Origin of the sequence: Zhongshania sp., assembly GCF_029212375.1 — a bacterium.
Taxonomy (GTDB): Bacteria; Pseudomonadota; Gammaproteobacteria; order Pseudomonadales; family Spongiibacteraceae; genus Spongiibacter.
In genome coordinates this window covers 149080-166088 of record NZ_JARGNU010000003.1, presented here as the reverse complement: position 1 = coordinate 166088, position 17009 = coordinate 149080, and the positions used below count along the sequence as shown (strand labels likewise).

Sequence of the window (17009 nt, the reverse complement as noted above, 5' to 3'; positions counted from 1 at the left end):
AAATTTCGGCGAGCGAATAGGCTTTAAAGGACATAAACCATGAGCGAAAACAAGCAAGATGAACAAAAGGAAGAACGTAAGCCAAGCACCTTCACAATAGTCGGCAGCATACTCTCTGGTGCCTTTGGCGTACAAAGCAGCCGCAACCGCGAGCGCGACTTCAAACACGGCCGCTTACGCAATTACATCATTACTGCTATTATTTTTGTCGGCTTGTTTATCGTCGGCGTGGTGACGGTTGTGCAGGTGGTATTGAAGCAGGCGGGTTGAGGTTCATTTAGCGTCTTTAGGTCAATTAGCACCCCTACCCCAACTCTAAAAGTACTACTTTAAAAATATTTTTGGCCCTAATATTACGGCCTCCCGCATAAGGATGTGAAAACATGTTCAGGGATTACGAACAGCGTCATCATTGCCCACATTCAACTCCAACGGCACCAACCACATCTACAATCATTTGTATTATTTTTTGCAATCAGAAACATCCGATTCTCTCTCACTATTCAATATAGCACCGTCCAAAAGCATATTTTTTCACCCAAAACTTTGCACAAACTCTTACTTTGCAACCGGAGTTTCTGATGTATCAAAATAAACAAGCGCTAGCACTTGGTTCAATTATTTTTTTATTTTTTGCCACCATAGCAATAATTGGCATGTCCTTTTGGGCATGGCCAAAATACAATTTATATCGAATGGAGATGCACGGAAGAGCTGCCCTTAAAGAAGCAGAGTGGTCGAAGCAAATATTAATCGAAGAAGCGCGGGCGAAAGAAACTGCATCTTTGATGCAGGCAAATGCAAGAGTTACCTTAGCCGAAGCAGAAGGAAAGGCGCAAATAGTACGCGCCAAAGCGGAAGGCTTAGCAGATATCGAGCGGGCGAAAGCGGCCGCCGAGTCAAATCGTATTATCGGCGAGTCATTAAAGGGCAATGTCGAATATCTTAGGTATATTTGGATAAAAGGCCTTCAGGATGGCAAAGGTGAACGAATATATATCCCTACAGAAGCTGGCTTGCCAATTCTAGAGGCGGGCAAAGCAAGGTAAATAAGCCCTTAACTACGCAACCAAAATTTATATAAGCCGAGGGAACGATTTTTATGAATAAAATATTAAGTATCTTCATTTTTATATTTATACCAGCATATTCCATCGCATCACCGCTCCCAGACAAACCCCATGTATATGTAGAAGGTTCCGCAGAAATTGAAGTCGACGCGGATACGATTAATTTTTCCGTTCTTCTAGACAGCTCAGATGGGGACCTTTCCAGCAGCCGAAATGATATAGAAAATAGATCAAGAATTTTAATTGATACCTGTATCAATCTAGGCATAAATCCCGATGCAATATCGTCCACCCCTTTAAACATTACTCCGGTAACTAAATTTGAAAGCGGTGAGCGTATTACCATAGGCACGAGAGTCTCAAGGCAAGTAGATATTCAGGTAAATGACTTTACTAAATACAAAGATATTATGTCTGCATTAATTGCCGCAAATATCAGCAAAACAATTCATACAACGCTATCGGTTTCAAATGGCGAGGCTTTAGCTGATGAAGCATTAGTAAAAGCTTTTGCCGACGCAAAAAATCGCGCCACGCAAATCGCTGCCGTACAAGGGATGACACTCGGCAAGCCATTTTCGATTTCAGAAATACCAACTAGAGGTGAAGAGCGCTACAGCCTTCATCCAAGTAGACGAATAGAAGGGAAAGCGGGACGAATAATGGCGATGGCTGATTTACAACGGCCCGATAGCGAGAGCTTCGAACCCGGCAAAATGGTTGCGCGAGCACAAGTATTTGTCGTTTATTTTCTGAAATAAAATGAATACTACATGATTATGAGACTAGCTTTGCCAGCAACCGTTCCGGCTGCCACGGGCGGCTTAACTCAACGTATTCAGGGAAGATTGCGCACTTATTCGCAATTCGCATTCAAACTTCGGTATACGAGAAAATCCAATGAAAAAATGCGAGCTACCACTCGAATTTGTGCCAAACATGAAAATAACGGCTAGCCCTCTTCAATCGAAAGCATCAACACTAATCATCGGGCATGATTACCCAGTTTACTGTTCACTTACTGATTGCAGGTGCATGGCCGCGCGAAAACTGATAATTGGAGGAATTTTTTGCGGTGAATCCGCTATCTATAAAGGCCAAACCCTTACAAACAGTGAGGCCAAGCGGCGAATGCTGAAATAGCTCAAATAATACGAGCGTAGATTTAGTGCCCCAAAACAAAAAATCCCCGCTAAAAAGCGAGGATTTTAACGTTTAAGGGCAGCGCTTAAATCTGCACATCCCTCACACTCAGCGGCTGATTAAGAAGGCATGCCCGCCAACCAGTACACTGCAGTACCAACAACTAGGGCCAAAATGGCGATGGCGGCGCAGGCATCAGCGAAGTTGTCGCCGCGTTGCTCTTCGGTTTGCTCAGACGTATGATCAGACATAGTAGCCTCTTGAATGGGGGTATATTTGGGAAACCGAAATTCGGCGTTAAAATTCAGCGGGCATTGTAGCAAGAAAACTCTCCGTGGTTGAGCTAATTTACAAGCAATAAAGTGTCTTATCGACCCTACGTATAAGCATTACCCAGAAAATTCGTTAGCGAAAGCCTTCCTTTGCCTTTACCATTAAGCTCGCTACAAACCGGCTCAAGCTAATTACATGCCCAAACGAGCAGTATTGACCCGCCTAAACACTTACGACAAAGGTTTCTATGTACGCTTACGACCACTTTGACCGTCAGCTTGTCAGTCAGCGTGTCGCGCAGTTTCGCGACCAAACCCAGCGCTATCTCGCAGGTAAAATTACCGATGAGCAGTTTCTGCCTTTGCGTTTGCAGAATGGCCTCTATATTCAGCGCCTTGCGCCCATGCTGCGCATCGCCGTGCCCTACGGCACCCTCAATGCTGAGCAGTTGCGTAAATTAGCGAGCATTACGCGCAAATACGATAAGGGTTATGCCCACATCAGTACGCGTCAGAATGTGCAGCTGAACTGGCCCAAGCTAGAAGAAGTGCCCGATATTCTGGAAGAACTTGCCGAAGTAGAGATGCACGCGGTGCAAACCAGCGGCAACTGTATTCGTAACGTCACTGCCGACCAATTCTCTGGCGTGGCCGCCGACGAGGTTGAAGACGCTCGCGCCTACTGCGAAATTATTCGCCAGTGGTCGACCTTCCACCCTGAGTTTGCGTTTTTGCCACGTAAATTCAAAATTGCGGTGTGTGGCTCAGAGTCTGACCGCGCTGCGGTTATGGTTCACGATATTGGCCTGCAAATTGTTAAAGACGCTGCCGGCAACACCGCATTTAAGGTTATTGTTGGCGGCGGTTTGGGGCGTACCCCCGTAATTGGCAGCGTGATTAATGAGGCTTTAGAGCCAAAGCACTTGCTGACCTATCTTGAAGCGATTTTGCGGGTCTATAACCAGCTTGGTCGTCGCGACAATAAATTTAAGGCCCGTATCAAGATTTTGGTGCGCGCCATGGGCGCAGAGGCGTTTAAAGCCGACGTCGAGAAAGAATGGGCGCATATTAAAGATGGCGCCCTGAGCCTGACCGATGAAGAAATCAGTCGCGCTCAGTCCTTCTTTCAGCCGCCAGCTTACGAATCCCTGCCACAGCAAGACATGCAAGCCCTTGCCTTGGAAAATGCCGACTTTGCGCGCTGGTTGCAGCACAACACCCACGCTCACAAAGTCGCGGGCTATCGCATTGTGACCTTGGCGCTTAAAACCACCGGCGTCGCCCCTGGCGATGTGACAGCAGAGCAACTGGAAGTGATTGCCGATTTAGGCGAGCGCTACGGCTTTGGCGAAATTCGCAGCACGCATCAGCAAAATATTGTACTGCCGGATGTTCGCCAGCAAGATTTATTCGCGCTGTGGAAAGAGCTAGTTGAATTAGAGGTCGCTGCCCCCGTAGTTGGCACCTTAAACGACATTATTTGCTGCCCAGGCGGTGACTTCTGCTCGCTGGCTAATGCCAAGTCTATCCCCATTGCCGAAGCTATTCAGCGTCGTTTTGAAGATTTAGACTACGTTTATGATTTGGGTGAAGTAGAACTAAATATCTCGGGTTGCATGAACGCCTGTGGTCACCACCACATTGGCAATATCGGCATTCTGGGTGTGGACAAAAAAGGTCAGGAGTTTTATCAGGTATCCCTTGGCGGCAGTCAGGGCTTAGACGCCTCGATCGGCAAGATTCTTGGGCCCTCCTTTGCCCAAGATGAGGTGCCTAATGTGATTGAAAAAGTGCTCGAAACCTTCGTATCACTTCGCCAGCCAGAAGAGCGCTTTTTAGACACCTTCCGCCGCGTAGGTATGGACCCATTTAAGGAGCGTGCATATGCCTAAGATTATTAAAGACCTCAATGTTGTTGAGGATAGCTGGCAGGTTTGGCGCGACACCGAAAACCTGCCTACTACCGGCGGCGTCATCGTGCCTTTAAGCCTGTGGCAAGCACATAAAGATGCACTGCTGGCACTTGGTGGTATCGCGGTATTTTTAGCGAGCGACCAGTCCCCCAAACTTTTGGGCGCCGACATTAATAGCTTTGCGCTGATTGCGGTAGACTTCCCCAAGTTTGCCGATGGTCGCGGTTTTAGCTATGGTCGCGAATTGCGCGAACAGCACGGTTTTAACGGCGAGTTGCGCGCGATTGGCGACTTTATGCGGGACCAGCTGTATTTCCTTAAGCGCTGCGGCTTCAATAGTTTTGCGCTGCAAAGCGACGAACTTGACGAGGCACTGGCCAGCTTTAATGATTTTAGCGATGCCTACCAGCCCTCAATAGATCAAAGCCTGCCGATCTTTCGCCGCCGCTAAGCGCAGCGGGCTAGCCTGCAAAATGCCGCCTCCATTGGCGGCATTTTGCTTTATACGTCTCGACTTTATAAACCCCAATAATCTACGCGCCTATTGTTTAGCCACGCGCGCTTATGTGATTATGAAGTTTCACCCGCCCCGCCAAGAGGTTTAAGCCGTGGAAGCGAGTTTAACATCGTCGTTTTTCCTAATATTTAGTGGCGCGGCCGTTCTCGCCTCAATCGCCCTATTCACTCGTCAACCGCTACTCATTGCCTATATCGCCCTCGGCGCCATTATTGGCCCCCACGGCACTGGCTGGGTAACAGACGTAAAGCTGCTAGCCGAGATTGCCGAGTTCGGCATTATCTTTTTGCTATTTTTACTCGGCCTAGACATGCAGCCCAAGGCGCTGCTGAGCACACTTAAAAAGGCCACGGTAGTCGCCCTTATTAGCTCTTTGGCCTTTGCCTTAATAGGCTACACCCTCGCCGCCAGCTTTGGCTTTAACAGTAATGAATGCTTGGTGGTTGGCGCCGCCATGATGTTTTCCAGCACGATTATTGGTATTAAACTGCTGCCAACTACCGCCTTACACCACCGCCGCACTGGTGAGCTGATGGTCGGTTTGTTACTGCTACAGGATTTAATCGCGATCTTTGTGCTAATGATTCTATTCAGCATGAGCCTTGGGGAGTTTTCTGGCACAAACCTCTTTAAAGCCCTCATCGCCCTGCCCGCTTTGGTTGCTTTTGCGTTTTTAGCGGTACGTTTTATTTTGCTGCCGCTGCTAAGCCGCTTTGACCGCTTTCACGAGTATATTTTTCTGCTCGCCATCGGCTGGTGCTTAGGTATGACGGAAGCCGCCCATGCCCTAGGCTTATCTGCTGAAATAGGCGCGTTTCTTGGTGGTATTAGCCTTGCGACCAGCCCGATATCCCAATACATCGCGATAAGCCTTAAACCGCTGCGGGATTTTTTCCTGATTCTGTTTTTCTTTTCACTGGGGGCGCGTTTCGACTTGGGCTTGCTGAGCGAAATTATTGTACCGGCATCTATTCTTGCCGCGCTGGTGCTGGGGCTCAAACCGGTTATTTTCCGCTACTTAATCCACGGCATGAGTGAAACTAAAAAACTGGCTTGGGATTTGGGTTTTAGAATGGGCCAAATTAGCGAGTTTTCGCTACTCATTGCCTATGTTGCTACAGAGATGGCCTTAATCGGCCGTGAGGCGTCGCATCTAATTCAGGCTACGGCCATTATCAGCTTTGTGGTGTCGTCTTATATCGTGGTTTTAAACTACCCTACGCCGATTGGTATTTCTGACAAGTTGCGGCGGGATTAGCGCCGCAACGTAAGACGCCGTTTTAACGTGCTGCTACTTGAAGACTACCGAAAATGTCACCGGATACATCAAGCCAATACTCGCAAGACCCGCCATTGTGCGCAATTTGCCTACACCAGCAAGCAATTCGTAAGACTTAGCATTAATCAATGCTGGCGCTACCGTTGCGGCGTGAAATGCGCCGTCACTGCGTTTGCTAATAACAACATCAAAGTTCAGTGCTGCGCTAGCACCGTGCATGCTCAAGTCGCCAGTTAAACTCGTGGCCAACTGCTCGCCAACTTGCAGTTTATTTAACTGCGCCATATCGATGTTGGTGGTGTACTTAGCGACCGGAAAACGATCGGTTTCAAAGAGTTGTTCCCGCAAACGCTTGTCGCGAATACCAACGCCACTCACCACACTTTTTAAATCAACGTTAATCTCTGCAGCGCCGGTGGCCGGATCAATTTTGCCAGACAGCTCTGAGAAACTCATTACTTCGGCAACGGCGTCATTTTTAATTGTAACAAAGCTCAGCTTTGAACTATCGGCCTGCAAGTCCATCGCGTTAAGTGCGCCAACTTGTAAGGCCAGCGCTAATACACACACCAATTGCTTCATATTCCTTCCCTCATTGAGATCCAATAACACCTGACCAGTATCAATCTAAAGCCAGCTTTACATTTTGTAATAAACCAGACAAGTATTACCCGCAATGATTCCTTGCCTAAAGAAACAGACGTGAGAATCAGCAGGCGAAAAAAAACCCGGCAGAGCCGGGCTTTTTACGAGCTAATTACAGTTTATAGGCTGGAATCAAGCTCAGGTACCGCATTAAACAAGTCGGCAACCAGACCATAGTCTGCGACTTGGAAGATAGGTGCATCTTCGTCTTTGTTGATAGCAACAATGACTTTAGAGTCTTTCATACCAGCCAAATGCTGGATCGCACCAGAAATACCGATAGCGATGTACAGGTCTGGTGCAACGATTTTACCCGTTTGACCAACCTGCATATCGTTGGGTACAAAGCCGGCATCAACTGCGGCGCGTGACGCACCAACAGCAGCGCCGAGCTTGTCGGCTAGCGAGTACAGCATGGCAAAGTTGTCGCCATTTTGCATACCGCGACCACCAGAGACAACAATGCTTGCGGCAGTCAGTTCAGGACGGTCACTTTTCGCAACTTCTTCGCGAACATAGCTAGACGTACCTGCATCGTGCGCGCTGGCAACGGCTTCAACTGTTGCACTGCCGCCTTCGGCAGAAACAGCGTCAAACGCAGTAGTACGCACGGTGATCACCTTAATGGCGTCAGACGATTGCACTGTGGCAATAACGTTACCAGCGTAGATTGGGCGCTTGAAGGTATCGGCGCTTTCTACAGAGATAATTTCGGAGATCTGCGCTACATCGAGCAAAGCCGCTGCGCGTGGCAGAGTGTTTTTACCCGAGGTTGAAGCAGGTGCCAGAATGTGGCTAAAGTCTTTACCAAGCTCGGCAACCAGCAAGCTGACGTTTTCTGCCAACTGGTGGCCATAAGCAGCATTGTCGGCAACCAGCACTTTGCTAACGCCGTCAATTTTTGCAGCAGCTTCTGCGGCTGCACTACAAGCTTCGCCCGCAACCAGTACTACAATGTCGCCACCAATTGCTTTAGCAGCGGCAACTGTATTTAGCGTAGCGCCTTTAATAGAGGCGTTATCGTGTTCTGCAAGAATTAAAATACTCATCAGATTACCTTCGCCTCGTTTTTCAGCTTATCAACAAGTTCAGCGACATCCGCAACCTTAATACCAGCTTGACGTTCTGCTGGCGGCTCTACTTTCAAAGTAGTAACGCGAGGAGTGACGTCCACACCCAATTCTTCAGGTGTCATCACATCCATTGGCTTTTTCTTGGCCTTCATAATGTTAGGCAGTGAAGCATAACGAGGCTCGTTTAAGCGCAAATCGGTAGTGATTACCGCAGGCAGTGACAATTTAACAACCTGTGAACCGCTATCAACTTCACGAGTTACCGTAACGCTGTCGCCGTCAACCACAACCTCAGAGGCAAACGTGCCCTGAGACATGCCGGTTAAGGCAGCCAGCATCTGGCCAGTCTGATTGTTATCGCCATCAATTGCCTGCTTGCCAAGAATAACCATCTGTGGCTGTTCTTTGTCGCAAACGGCTTTCAGCAGCTTGGCAATTGCCAGGGGCTGAACTTCTACGTCAGTTTCTACCAGAATACCGCGATCAGCACCCAGTGCTAGAGCGGTACGAATCTGCTCCTGACTGACTTTTGCGCCGATAGACACAGCAACAATCTCAGTCACTACGCCTTTCTCTTTCAGGCGAACAGCTTCTTCAATCGCAATTTCACAAAATGGGTTTATGGCCATTTTGACATTATTCAGATCAACGCCTGTGCCGTCCGACTTCGGACGCACTTTTACGTTGTAGTCAACTACTCGTTTGACAGCAACCAGAACCTTCATGGATTCCCCAGTACTCGCGTAAATGGAATGAAATGGCTATTGTCCCTACGCAGCGAATCTGTAATCAGATCCAAGCAGACAATGCCTCGGTAAAAAGCGCGGTTATATTGACGCGTATACGCCCTAAGGTCAATAAAAGTAGGGTATTCACAACACAAATACTGTCTATACGCCTGCTAACTATAATAGTTACCGAAATTAGCAACTCATTGTAATTAAATAGATTTTTATAACACAGCGAATTCCATTTAACATAAAACATTTATAATTAAACTACGCTTAAAGTAGCGTTTTAAAGCCCTTGGTTTTATAATTTGTCGTTTTAATTAGCCACAAATCGCCCCATTAAAGGGCAATGCTACTTAGCATACATAGGAGAACGTCTGTGGAACGCGAATCAATGGAATTTGATGTCCTGATCGTTGGGGCTGGCCCCGCCGGATTAGCGGCAGCTTGTAGAATCCGTCAATTGAGCGAAAGCACCGGCAAAGACATCAGTGTCTGTGTTGTTGAAAAAGGCTCTGAGGTTGGTGCCCACATTCTCTCTGGTGCGGTTTTCGAACCTACAGCGCTGAACGAGCTATTCCCCGACTGGAAAGAAAAAGGCGCTCCACTGAATACCCCCGTCACTGGCGACGACATTTATTATATGACCAGTGCCGAAAAAGCGATCAAGGTACCGGGCTTTGCTGTGCCCAAAACCATGCACAACGAAGGCAATTATATTATTAGCCTAGGCAATTTGTGCCGCTGGATGGCCGAACAAGCCGAAGGCATGGGCGCTGAAATTTACCCAGGTTTCGCCGCGTCAGATGTACTATTCCATGAAGACGGCAGCGTAAAAGGCGTTGTCACCGGCGATATGGGTATTGCGGCTGACGGCAGCGAGAAAGACAGCTATATGCCAGGCATGGAATTACACGCCAAATACACCCTATTTGCAGAAGGCTGCCGTGGCCACCTCGGCAAACGCCTAATGGAGAAGTTTGACCTAAACGCAGGTAAAGATCCCCAGCACTATGGCTTGGGTATTAAAGAGCTGTGGAAAATCGACCCCGCCAAGCACGAAGAAGGCAAGGTTATGCACGCCGCGGGCTGGCCCCTGGCTGAAAATGGCGCCGCTGGTGGCAGCTTCCTCTATCATATTGAAGACAATCAAGTGTCGATTGGTCTGATTACCGACCTTTGCTATGACAACCCTTATTTGTCGCCCTTTGAAGAATTTCAGCGCTTTAAAAAGCACCCTACCGTTATGCAATACCTGGAAGGCGGCGAGCGTATTTCTTACGGCGCCCGCGCCATTGCCAAAGGCGGCTTGCAGTCACTACCTAAAATGACCTTCCCAGGCGGTTTATTGATTGGCTGTGACGCCGGCACCCTTAACTTTGCCAAGATCAAAGGCAGTCACACCGCCATGAAATCTGGCATGATCGCCGCAGAAGTAGTTCATAAAGCCATCACTGAAAACGAAGCAACTGGCCGAGAGCTGGGTGAATACACCACAGAATTTGAAAAGTCTTCTGTTTATAAAGAGCTGCACGATCAGCGCAACTTTGGCCCAGCCCAGCACAAATGGGGCAACTTCTTGGGCTCTGCTTACGCCTTTGTCGACATTAATTTGTTTAATGGTAAATTGCCTTGGACCCTGGGCGACGATCACCCCGATCACGCCGAGATGAAGCCGGCGGCAGAATGCAAGAAAATTACCTACCCCAAGCCAGATAACAAAATCACCTTTGACCGCCTGACCTCGGTATTTCTATCAAATACCAACCACGAGGAAGATCAGCCCTGCCACCTGACCTTAAAAGATCCAGAGCTGCCAATCCGCGACAATTTACCAAAATACGCAGAACCAGCGCAGCGCTACTGCCCTGCTGGCGTATATGAAGTTGTTGAGGATGCAGAAGGCACTCCTAAGTTCCAGATCAATGGCCAGAACTGCGTGCACTGCAAAACCTGCGACATTAAAGATCCGGCGCAAAATATTATTTGGGTAACACCAGAAGGCCTCGGCGGCCCCAACTACCCAAATATGTGAGTACGTAAAACGTAAAAAGGGCAGCTCAGGCTGCCCTTTTTTATGCGCTTTATTATTCGATTACGCCAATAAAACACTGTGGCCATAATCAACCGGCAACACTGCCCCGTTAATAAAGCTTGAGGCCTGACTGCTAAGCAGTAACAGCGCGCCTTCTAGCTCTTTAACATCGCCAATACGCTTAGATGGCAGCCGCGCGACTTCGGCTTGGCCCTGTTCAGTTTCAAAATACCAATCCACCATTTCAGTCATGAAATAGCCCGGCGCAATGGCATTGCAGCGAATTTTAGTGTCGAATAAATCCGCAGCTATCTGCTTGGTTAATTGATTCAGAGCCGCTTTAACACTGCCATAGCAAGGTACGTTTTTAAGGGTTTGCATACCGGTGACCGAGGTTACGTTAATAATGCTCCCCGCCTTATCGAGTGCAATTAAGCGCTTAGAGAATTCCCGCGCCATACGCATCGTGCCAGTCAGGTTCACATTAAGCAGATTTATCCACTCTTCATCATCAATATCAGGAAAGGGTTTAAACTGAATTTGGCCCGCGTTATTGACCAAAATGTCGACTGTGCCGAATACTTCTTCAGCACAATTAAACACATTCGTTACGCTCTCAGTGTCGCCAATATCCAGGGCGAGTGCTGCAGCTGTACCCCCCGCCGCATTAATTTCATCGGCAACTTGCTGCACCTTATCTAAGCGCCGCGCCGCACAAATCACCTTGGCACCCGACTTAGCCAGCGCGTGCGCAAACGCGACGCCCATGCCACTGCCGGACCCAGTGACCAGCGCGACCTTACCTTGGTTTGAAAACATATTTTCGATGTAAGACATAGTATTTTCCTTTATTCATTATTTTCTGAAAATAAATGCGCCACGACATCGCCGTGACACTTCACTAGCAAAATATCAATTTATAAGCAGCCTCGGCGCACAACAGCTTCTGCTCGCTTGCGCAGCAGCTCGCTGCGTTCATCTGCGGAGACGGTTGGACAATTAGGCGCTAGGGCATTCGCAAGCTCAGCCAACTTAACTCTCCGAATCGATGGTACAGGCAGGGTTTCAGCCCTAAAGTAACGCAGCGACAGCAAACCCGTGGCGTGCTTGGCGGCATCAAGCCAATTGGCAACACCGGGATCTGTGTGGGAAATAACTGCACAAAAAACGCCATCATTATTAAATTGAGCCTGATGACCATTAATTGAGGTTTGCCGCAGGTTCCAGTCCCGTGCATCCCAGTACTGGCTGTATAGCTGAATGCTCCAATAGGTCGCCTGCGGTGGCACCACTTCTATAATGAGCGCTTCATCCTCAGCACATTCGTAAACTGCCTTGCCATAACGCAAATCAGCCCAACCAATCGATACTTCATCAATAATCATGGTATTGGTCGGCACGGCGTAATAGCTGTTTAACTGCTGCGCAAAGAAGGCTGGTAGGTTTTTTAGCCAATCAATAAGCAGCTGCGTACGCATTACCATTGCCTCTGGGCTGATCGCTGGTGCCGGATAACGCGCGCCATCGCGGCTTATCTGCAAGCGTGCGGGCGCTTCCTTATCCCAGTCGTAGAAGTATTGGCGAAACACAATATCGCCGAGCCCTTCGGGAATTTTCACCCAATTGCCTGGCTGCTCTTCTCGGCTCAACACAATTTCAATATTGCCGTCGTCATCAGTTTCAAAATCGCCGCGCCGGTCACACAGCTGCCAGCCGCTGATATGCGCAAAATGCCCTACTCGGGATTCCACATCCAACATATGGGCACTGCCGCGCTGGCCTTTGATGCGATAGACGTGATCGCCGTGGATCGCCGCCCATTGATAACAGGCATCCGCAGCGGGAAGCCCATACTGAATGCGCGATGTCAAAAAGGTAAACAAACTTGGATAATCTGGATTCCACGCCTCCATGGTCATTGGAATGGCACCAGCAAGCAGACGCGTCAGGTAACGAACGCCCTCTGCCCGCGCCATTTCACTGTCAATTCGGGGGTCGTCCCAAACAAAGCTTTTCAGCCCATTAACCGCCTCGCTAAAGGCATCCCAAATTTCTGGGGTGTCTAGCGACATCGGCGCCAGATCTCGCCAAGCGTCTAATGTGTCATTATTCATAAGCGATACTTCCTGTAAGCAGTCAGTACTAAGGGAATAGTTTTAGGTACTCGGCAAAACGTGTTCTGATTTCCTGCGCATCCAAACCATATTCCTCTAGGGTGTAGCTGTACTCACCCCAGTGATTTGCTGGGCGCCGGCTATCGTATTCCGTGCATCCTGCAATAGCCTCTGGCGTTAATTCACGGCCTGCTTTTTGATAAATTCGTTTAATGACGGCGAGTGGGTCGTCGCAAATTTCTTCGAATTTTGCATCGACAATTTGATCGAGGGGCAACTTGTCGCGCACCGCAAGATAGCGATCGGTAAGCCGCGCCCAGTAGTCAAACCACTCATGCCCCACTTCTACTGGGTCTATTTGATCGGTACTGGTTTTACGCAATTCTTGAATGGTGGTGGCAAATGACGGCACGGTTTTAAGCGGGTCACGATGACAGTGAACAACGGTTGCATCGGGGAAAAATTCAAAAAGAATATCCATGTAACCAATATGCACTGGCGACTTCATAATCCACGGCCGACCCTTGCTGCCGCCATCTTGCCACTGCAGATATTGCATCATTTCAAATAAAATTTTATAGGTAGGTCGCGGGTCGCAGTTCATTGAGTATTCAAAGAATGTTGGCGCACGAGCGAGCATTGCGGAAACCGTCGATTCAAAAGACATCTCCATAATAAATAATTCTTCATCAGGCTCTTCCGCTTCCATTGGGTGGCGCGCCATCCAACCTGGAAACTGGGTTCGAAAGGTATCCTCAACCACTTTGGCAAAAGCAATCCGACCTTCTGGCTTACCCGCCTCTTCATCGGGGAAAGGCGCTGGGTTTAACAAGCGCCACACATCCAAACGCTGCACGCCAGGGTCACCGGACATGACTCTTTGCAATTTTGAGGTGCCGGTACGCGGCAAACCGGCAACAACGATTGGCGCGATGATTTTTTCTTGCAAAATTTCTGGATGTTTTTTCACATCGTCGATATAGCGCAAACGATTGATCAATAAGCGCAACAGCTCTTGCCCTTGGCCAATCACACCCCCCTCATGCAAATTCGCTTCAGTCCGAAGCGACTCGCATAAAACGCCTAGGCCGGTAGTAAAACCTAAATCACCAAAATCACTAAGCCCTGTTTCGGCCCGTGCAGCAGCCATTAAATCTTCAACATAAAACGGAATTGCCTGCGGACCAGCAGGCGTCGCAATGCTTTCAACTTGACTATTCATTTCATTATCCTTATTTCATTAAACAGCGTTATAGCGTATTGACAGGAAAAACATTACTAACTGAAATTCAAAAAAATCTTGAAAATCAAGACTCATAATTGATGCGATTATTTTTAATTTAAAGCGCTTAACATCAATTTACGTAATCAGCTGACAGGTCGACGTATCTATTGCTTTTGCTTAAACCTAAGCTGTTATTGTCACGAGACTCAATATAGCAACGCCAAAGCCCATGTAACAAGAAGATGCAGGTCAGGTTTCAAAGAACAAGGAATACAGACTATCCCATTGATTAATATAGGTTTTTATTGAGCTAAAAATCGAGGTTATATTTTGCAGGGGTTTTGCGAGGTTAAAGAGGCCTAATACCAAGCAGCCTTAAGAACAGTACTGTAGATTTCATAATTGAAAGTGGTTAATTTAGAATAAATGAAGTTTAAATTTTAAAAATAATTAAATTTATTCTTCTTCAGAAAAAATAGCACAGCACATTTTTACGAGGGTTAAACGAAACTCGGGGTCATCAATAAATTCGATATTATCGGTAATCAGGGCATAAACCATAAATTGTGCAGCACGCCCAAGGGCATGCACTCGCAACAAATCGTTTTTACCCGATTTAAAGTCAGAGCAAGATTTTAGCTTGTCGTATATAAATTCTTCGGCCGAGCCCTCTGGCGCCAAATTATCATTAAGCTCCTGCCAAGCGTCCCAAAACCCCTTGTGGCCGAGCAGGAGATTTTTATCAATTTCGAGAACTTTACGATGAATTTCAATAGACCAATCCAGCAACCAATGGATAAACGACTGGACCGTATGCACTTGATCGCTGGGAAACTCACGATAGCCCTTGAGATGCTGGGCGCGCATCACCACGCGGTAGACCTCGAACACAATTGCATCAAGATTTGGAAAGTATTGGTAAATAGACGATTTCGGCACCCCCGACACCACCTCCAAACTCGTCGTCGACAGCGCCTCTCTGCCATTCTCAAGCAGAATTTTATGGGCCGCATCGACAATAGCGGCCACGACTTTTTTCGAGCGGTCTTGCATCGGCTTGCGACGCATCGCCTCGTTGGGCCTTATTAGTTGAAATTCGTCAGTCATTTTTATTTTTCTTAGCTAAACGTTAAAAAACGAAACGATCACTTCATAACAAAGGAATAATAATATGGAATCTTCACAGATCTCGCCACGTATTGCCATCTATGGTTTAGGCTTTGTTGGCCAACAGCTCGCGGGCTTCGCCTTAGACAAAGGCTGGGAGATTGTTGGCGCCTATAATCGGGCCGGCGAGAAAATTGGCCAAGACCTCGGTCTGTTGCTGGGCCGAGAAGCGATTGGCTTAATGGTGGAAGACTGCGATACGGCTGACTATAGCCACCTTAAGGCCGATATCGCCTTTGTCGCGGTTTCTGACCGCTTGGAGGTCAACTACCCATCTTATGAACGATTGATGTCTGCTGGCGCAAATATACTGTGTCACGGCGCAGAGTCTTGCAACCCTCGCCGCCTTAATCCCGCCATTGCCGAAAAGCTGCAAGCGCTAGCGCTTAAGAATAATGTCACCTTCACCGGCGGTGGAATCTGGGATATGACCCGTATTTGGGCTGGAATTTTGTCGGTAGGGCCTAATACCGAGATCACCTCAATGACCCACACCTCCTTCACCGATATTGCCCGCCAAGGTGTTCACCTGCTGCGTTTCTGCGGCGCTGGCTTGAGTGTGGAGGAATACCTAAGCAACGATGTTGGTGGAAAAACCGGACTTGCAGGCATCGCTATTATCCCTCCTTTGTGCGTCATAGATGCACTTGGACTTGACCTTAGCGACATTAAGGAGAATTTAGAACCCATTGTTTGGACACAAGACCACTACAGCCATTGGTTGCAACAAACCCTCGCGGCGGGAACCGTGGTTGGCACCCGCATGAACGTTGAAATCACCACCAAACAAGGTATTACCGTAAACGCCTGTTTTGAATACCGCGATTTCCGCGAAGATGAGCAAGAGGAGATGATTTGGAAGGTACAGGGCAAGCCCAGCATGGAGGTACGTGTAGTACGTGAAGCCTCACATATGGCTTCGGCGAGTAGCTTGTTTAACCGTATACCCGATGTGCTTGCCGCCAAAGCCGGTATTCGAGAATTGTGGACCTACCCGCCTCTGCGGCCAAGTCTGTTTATCTAAAGCCTTGCCTAGCGACATGTAAATCAATAACAAGGACAGCAAGCATGAGCCTTAGCAGAGCCCAGATTGAGAGAGGGAATAAGTAATGATCGCGTTAGGATTTATAATGTCCGCATTATTCAACACTAAGCGTTAATGCGAGGACCGCTAACTGAAAGCCAAAAACCCGCCGATAAAAAATCTTATCATCGGCGGGCATCAAAAATATTTAGTGACTTGGCCCCAATACAAACGTTTGACCGCCCGCTCGTAAAACCAAGAACTCGCCAACCGGTTCAGCAAGCTCTACCAAGCGATAAAAACACGCGCGGTTCACTCTTGCAGCTAAGCCATGAAAAGTGAGTACCGAGGGGCTAGGCTCACCCGTGTCTGGCGCAGTTTCTACTGAGAGCGGATGGTTTGCGCATAATTCAAACCAACTATCCACATTGGTTTTTACGATTATTTTAGGCGTGTCTCCAGCCACTAGTCCATTATCAGCAAGCTCAAAGTCGACAATCAATAAGGGCAGATCTTCTACCTGAACACGCCATTTTTCTACTGGAGTAACTAGGTAGTAGTCGCCGTCATCTTCTCTGCGCAGTATCGAGGCAAAGAGTTTAACCAACTCATGGCGTTTTATTTCGCCACCTTCGTGAATCCAGCGACCATCTGCTTTTATAATAATATCGATGTCACCACTGAGTTCAGGGTGCCAACGCTCAATAGGAGGAAGCCCGCGCTGACCTTTAAGCAATGCTTGAATACTGTCTAGCGACGCCATGTTGCTCTCCTGATGAGTTTCTCCTGCCTAAATGTACG

At 48.1% G+C, this 17009-nt stretch carries 17 protein-coding genes; 8 read left to right on the top strand and 9 right to left on the bottom strand.

Annotation, left to right across the window (positions count from 1 at the left end; genetic code table 11):
* Positions 1-39: 39 nt before the first annotated feature.
* From P1U47_RS04900 to P1U47_RS04890, 3 genes are all read left to right on the top strand, one after another.
* Positions 40-270 carry a DUF2970 domain-containing protein gene (locus P1U47_RS04900; RefSeq protein ID WP_301027470.1) on the top strand — a complete coding sequence of 77 codons (231 nt, stop codon included), beginning with the start codon at positions 40-42 and terminating at the stop codon, positions 268-270.
* A gap of 311 nt (positions 271-581) precedes the next feature.
* Positions 582-1049 carry a hypothetical protein gene (locus P1U47_RS04895; protein WP_301027469.1) on the top strand — a complete coding sequence of 156 codons (468 nt, stop codon included), beginning with the start codon at positions 582-584 and terminating at the stop codon, positions 1047-1049.
* A gap of 53 nt (positions 1050-1102) precedes the next feature.
* The gene (locus P1U47_RS04890) at positions 1103-1831 is read left to right on the top strand and encodes an SIMPL domain-containing protein (protein ID WP_301027468.1); all 729 of its coding nucleotides are present in this window, start codon (positions 1103-1105) and stop codon (positions 1829-1831) included.
* Positions 1832-2332: 501 nt separating this feature from the next.
* Here P1U47_RS04890 and P1U47_RS04885 read toward each other — a convergent pair.
* Complete coding sequence (locus tag P1U47_RS04885; RefSeq protein WP_301027467.1) at positions 2333-2464, bottom strand: hypothetical protein; 132 nt, start codon at positions 2462-2464, stop codon at positions 2333-2335.
* 269 nt (positions 2465-2733) lie between these two features.
* Here P1U47_RS04885 and P1U47_RS04880 point away from each other — a divergent pair, with 269 nt between their 5' ends.
* The 3 genes from P1U47_RS04880 to P1U47_RS04870 all read left to right on the top strand — a co-directional run bounded on the left by P1U47_RS04880 (position 2734) and on the right by P1U47_RS04870 (position 6173).
* Entirely contained in the window at positions 2734-4377 is a 1644-nt protein-coding gene (locus P1U47_RS04880) for a nitrite/sulfite reductase (protein ID WP_301027466.1), read from the top strand.
* Positions 4370-4849 (top strand): DUF934 domain-containing protein, encoded by a 480-nt coding sequence (locus P1U47_RS04875; protein WP_301027465.1) that lies wholly within the window; start codon positions 4370-4372, stop codon positions 4847-4849. The genes P1U47_RS04880 and P1U47_RS04875 overlap by 8 nt, the downstream gene beginning before the upstream one ends.
* Before the next feature lie 157 nt (positions 4850-5006).
* Positions 5007-6173, top strand: a complete 1167-nt coding sequence (locus P1U47_RS04870) for a cation:proton antiporter (RefSeq protein ID WP_301027464.1) — start codon at positions 5007-5009, stop codon at positions 6171-6173.
* 33 nt (positions 6174-6206) lie between these two features.
* Here P1U47_RS04870 and P1U47_RS04865 read toward each other — a convergent pair whose 3' ends face one another.
* The 3 genes from P1U47_RS04865 to P1U47_RS04855 form a co-directional block, all read right to left on the bottom strand.
* Entirely contained in the window at positions 6207-6776 is a 570-nt protein-coding gene (locus tag P1U47_RS04865) for a YceI family protein (protein ID WP_301027463.1), read from the bottom strand.
* Positions 6777-6958: 182 nt separating this feature from the next.
* The gene (locus tag P1U47_RS04860; RefSeq protein WP_301027462.1) at positions 6959-7888 is read right to left on the bottom strand and encodes an FAD-binding protein; all 930 of its coding nucleotides are present in this window, start codon (positions 7886-7888) and stop codon (positions 6959-6961) included.
* Positions 7888-8637, bottom strand: coding sequence for an electron transfer flavoprotein subunit beta/FixA family protein (locus P1U47_RS04855; protein WP_301027461.1), 750 nt, complete (start codon positions 8635-8637; stop codon positions 7888-7890). Before P1U47_RS04855 ends, P1U47_RS04860 begins: the two co-directional genes overlap by 1 nt.
* Positions 8638-9022: 385 nt before the next feature.
* Between P1U47_RS04855 and P1U47_RS04850 the strand changes: the two genes are divergently transcribed.
* On the top strand, positions 9023-10678 hold the full coding sequence (locus P1U47_RS04850) for an electron transfer flavoprotein-ubiquinone oxidoreductase (protein WP_301027460.1): 1656 nt from the start codon (positions 9023-9025) through the stop codon (positions 10676-10678).
* 60 nt (positions 10679-10738) lie between these two features.
* Here P1U47_RS04850 and P1U47_RS04845 read toward each other — a convergent pair whose 3' ends face one another.
* The 4 genes from P1U47_RS04845 to P1U47_RS04830 all read right to left on the bottom strand — a co-directional run bounded on the left by P1U47_RS04845 (position 10739) and on the right by P1U47_RS04830 (position 15124).
* Positions 10739-11515, bottom strand: coding sequence for an SDR family oxidoreductase (locus tag P1U47_RS04845; protein WP_301027459.1), 777 nt, complete (start codon positions 11513-11515; stop codon positions 10739-10741).
* 80 nt (positions 11516-11595) lie between these two features.
* Positions 11596-12792, bottom strand: coding sequence for a DUF1214 domain-containing protein (locus P1U47_RS04840; RefSeq protein ID WP_301027458.1), 1197 nt, complete (start codon positions 12790-12792; stop codon positions 11596-11598).
* A 28-nt stretch (positions 12793-12820) separates the two neighbouring features.
* Positions 12821-14014, bottom strand: a complete 1194-nt coding sequence (locus P1U47_RS04835; RefSeq protein WP_301027457.1) for a sulfotransferase — start codon at positions 14012-14014, stop codon at positions 12821-12823.
* A gap of 459 nt (positions 14015-14473) precedes the next feature.
* Complete coding sequence (locus P1U47_RS04830; protein ID WP_301027456.1) at positions 14474-15124, bottom strand: TetR/AcrR family transcriptional regulator; 651 nt, start codon at positions 15122-15124, stop codon at positions 14474-14476.
* Between the two features lie 64 nt (positions 15125-15188).
* Between P1U47_RS04830 and P1U47_RS04825 the strand changes: the two genes are divergently transcribed.
* Positions 15189-16208 carry a hypothetical protein gene (locus tag P1U47_RS04825; RefSeq protein ID WP_301027455.1) on the top strand — a complete coding sequence of 340 codons (1020 nt, stop codon included), beginning with the start codon at positions 15189-15191 and terminating at the stop codon, positions 16206-16208.
* 208 nt (positions 16209-16416) lie between these two features.
* Here P1U47_RS04825 and P1U47_RS04820 read toward each other — a convergent pair whose 3' ends face one another.
* Positions 16417-16971 (bottom strand): DUF1285 domain-containing protein, encoded by a 555-nt coding sequence (locus P1U47_RS04820; protein WP_301027454.1) that lies wholly within the window; start codon positions 16969-16971, stop codon positions 16417-16419.
* Between the last annotated feature and the right edge of the window lie 38 nt (positions 16972-17009).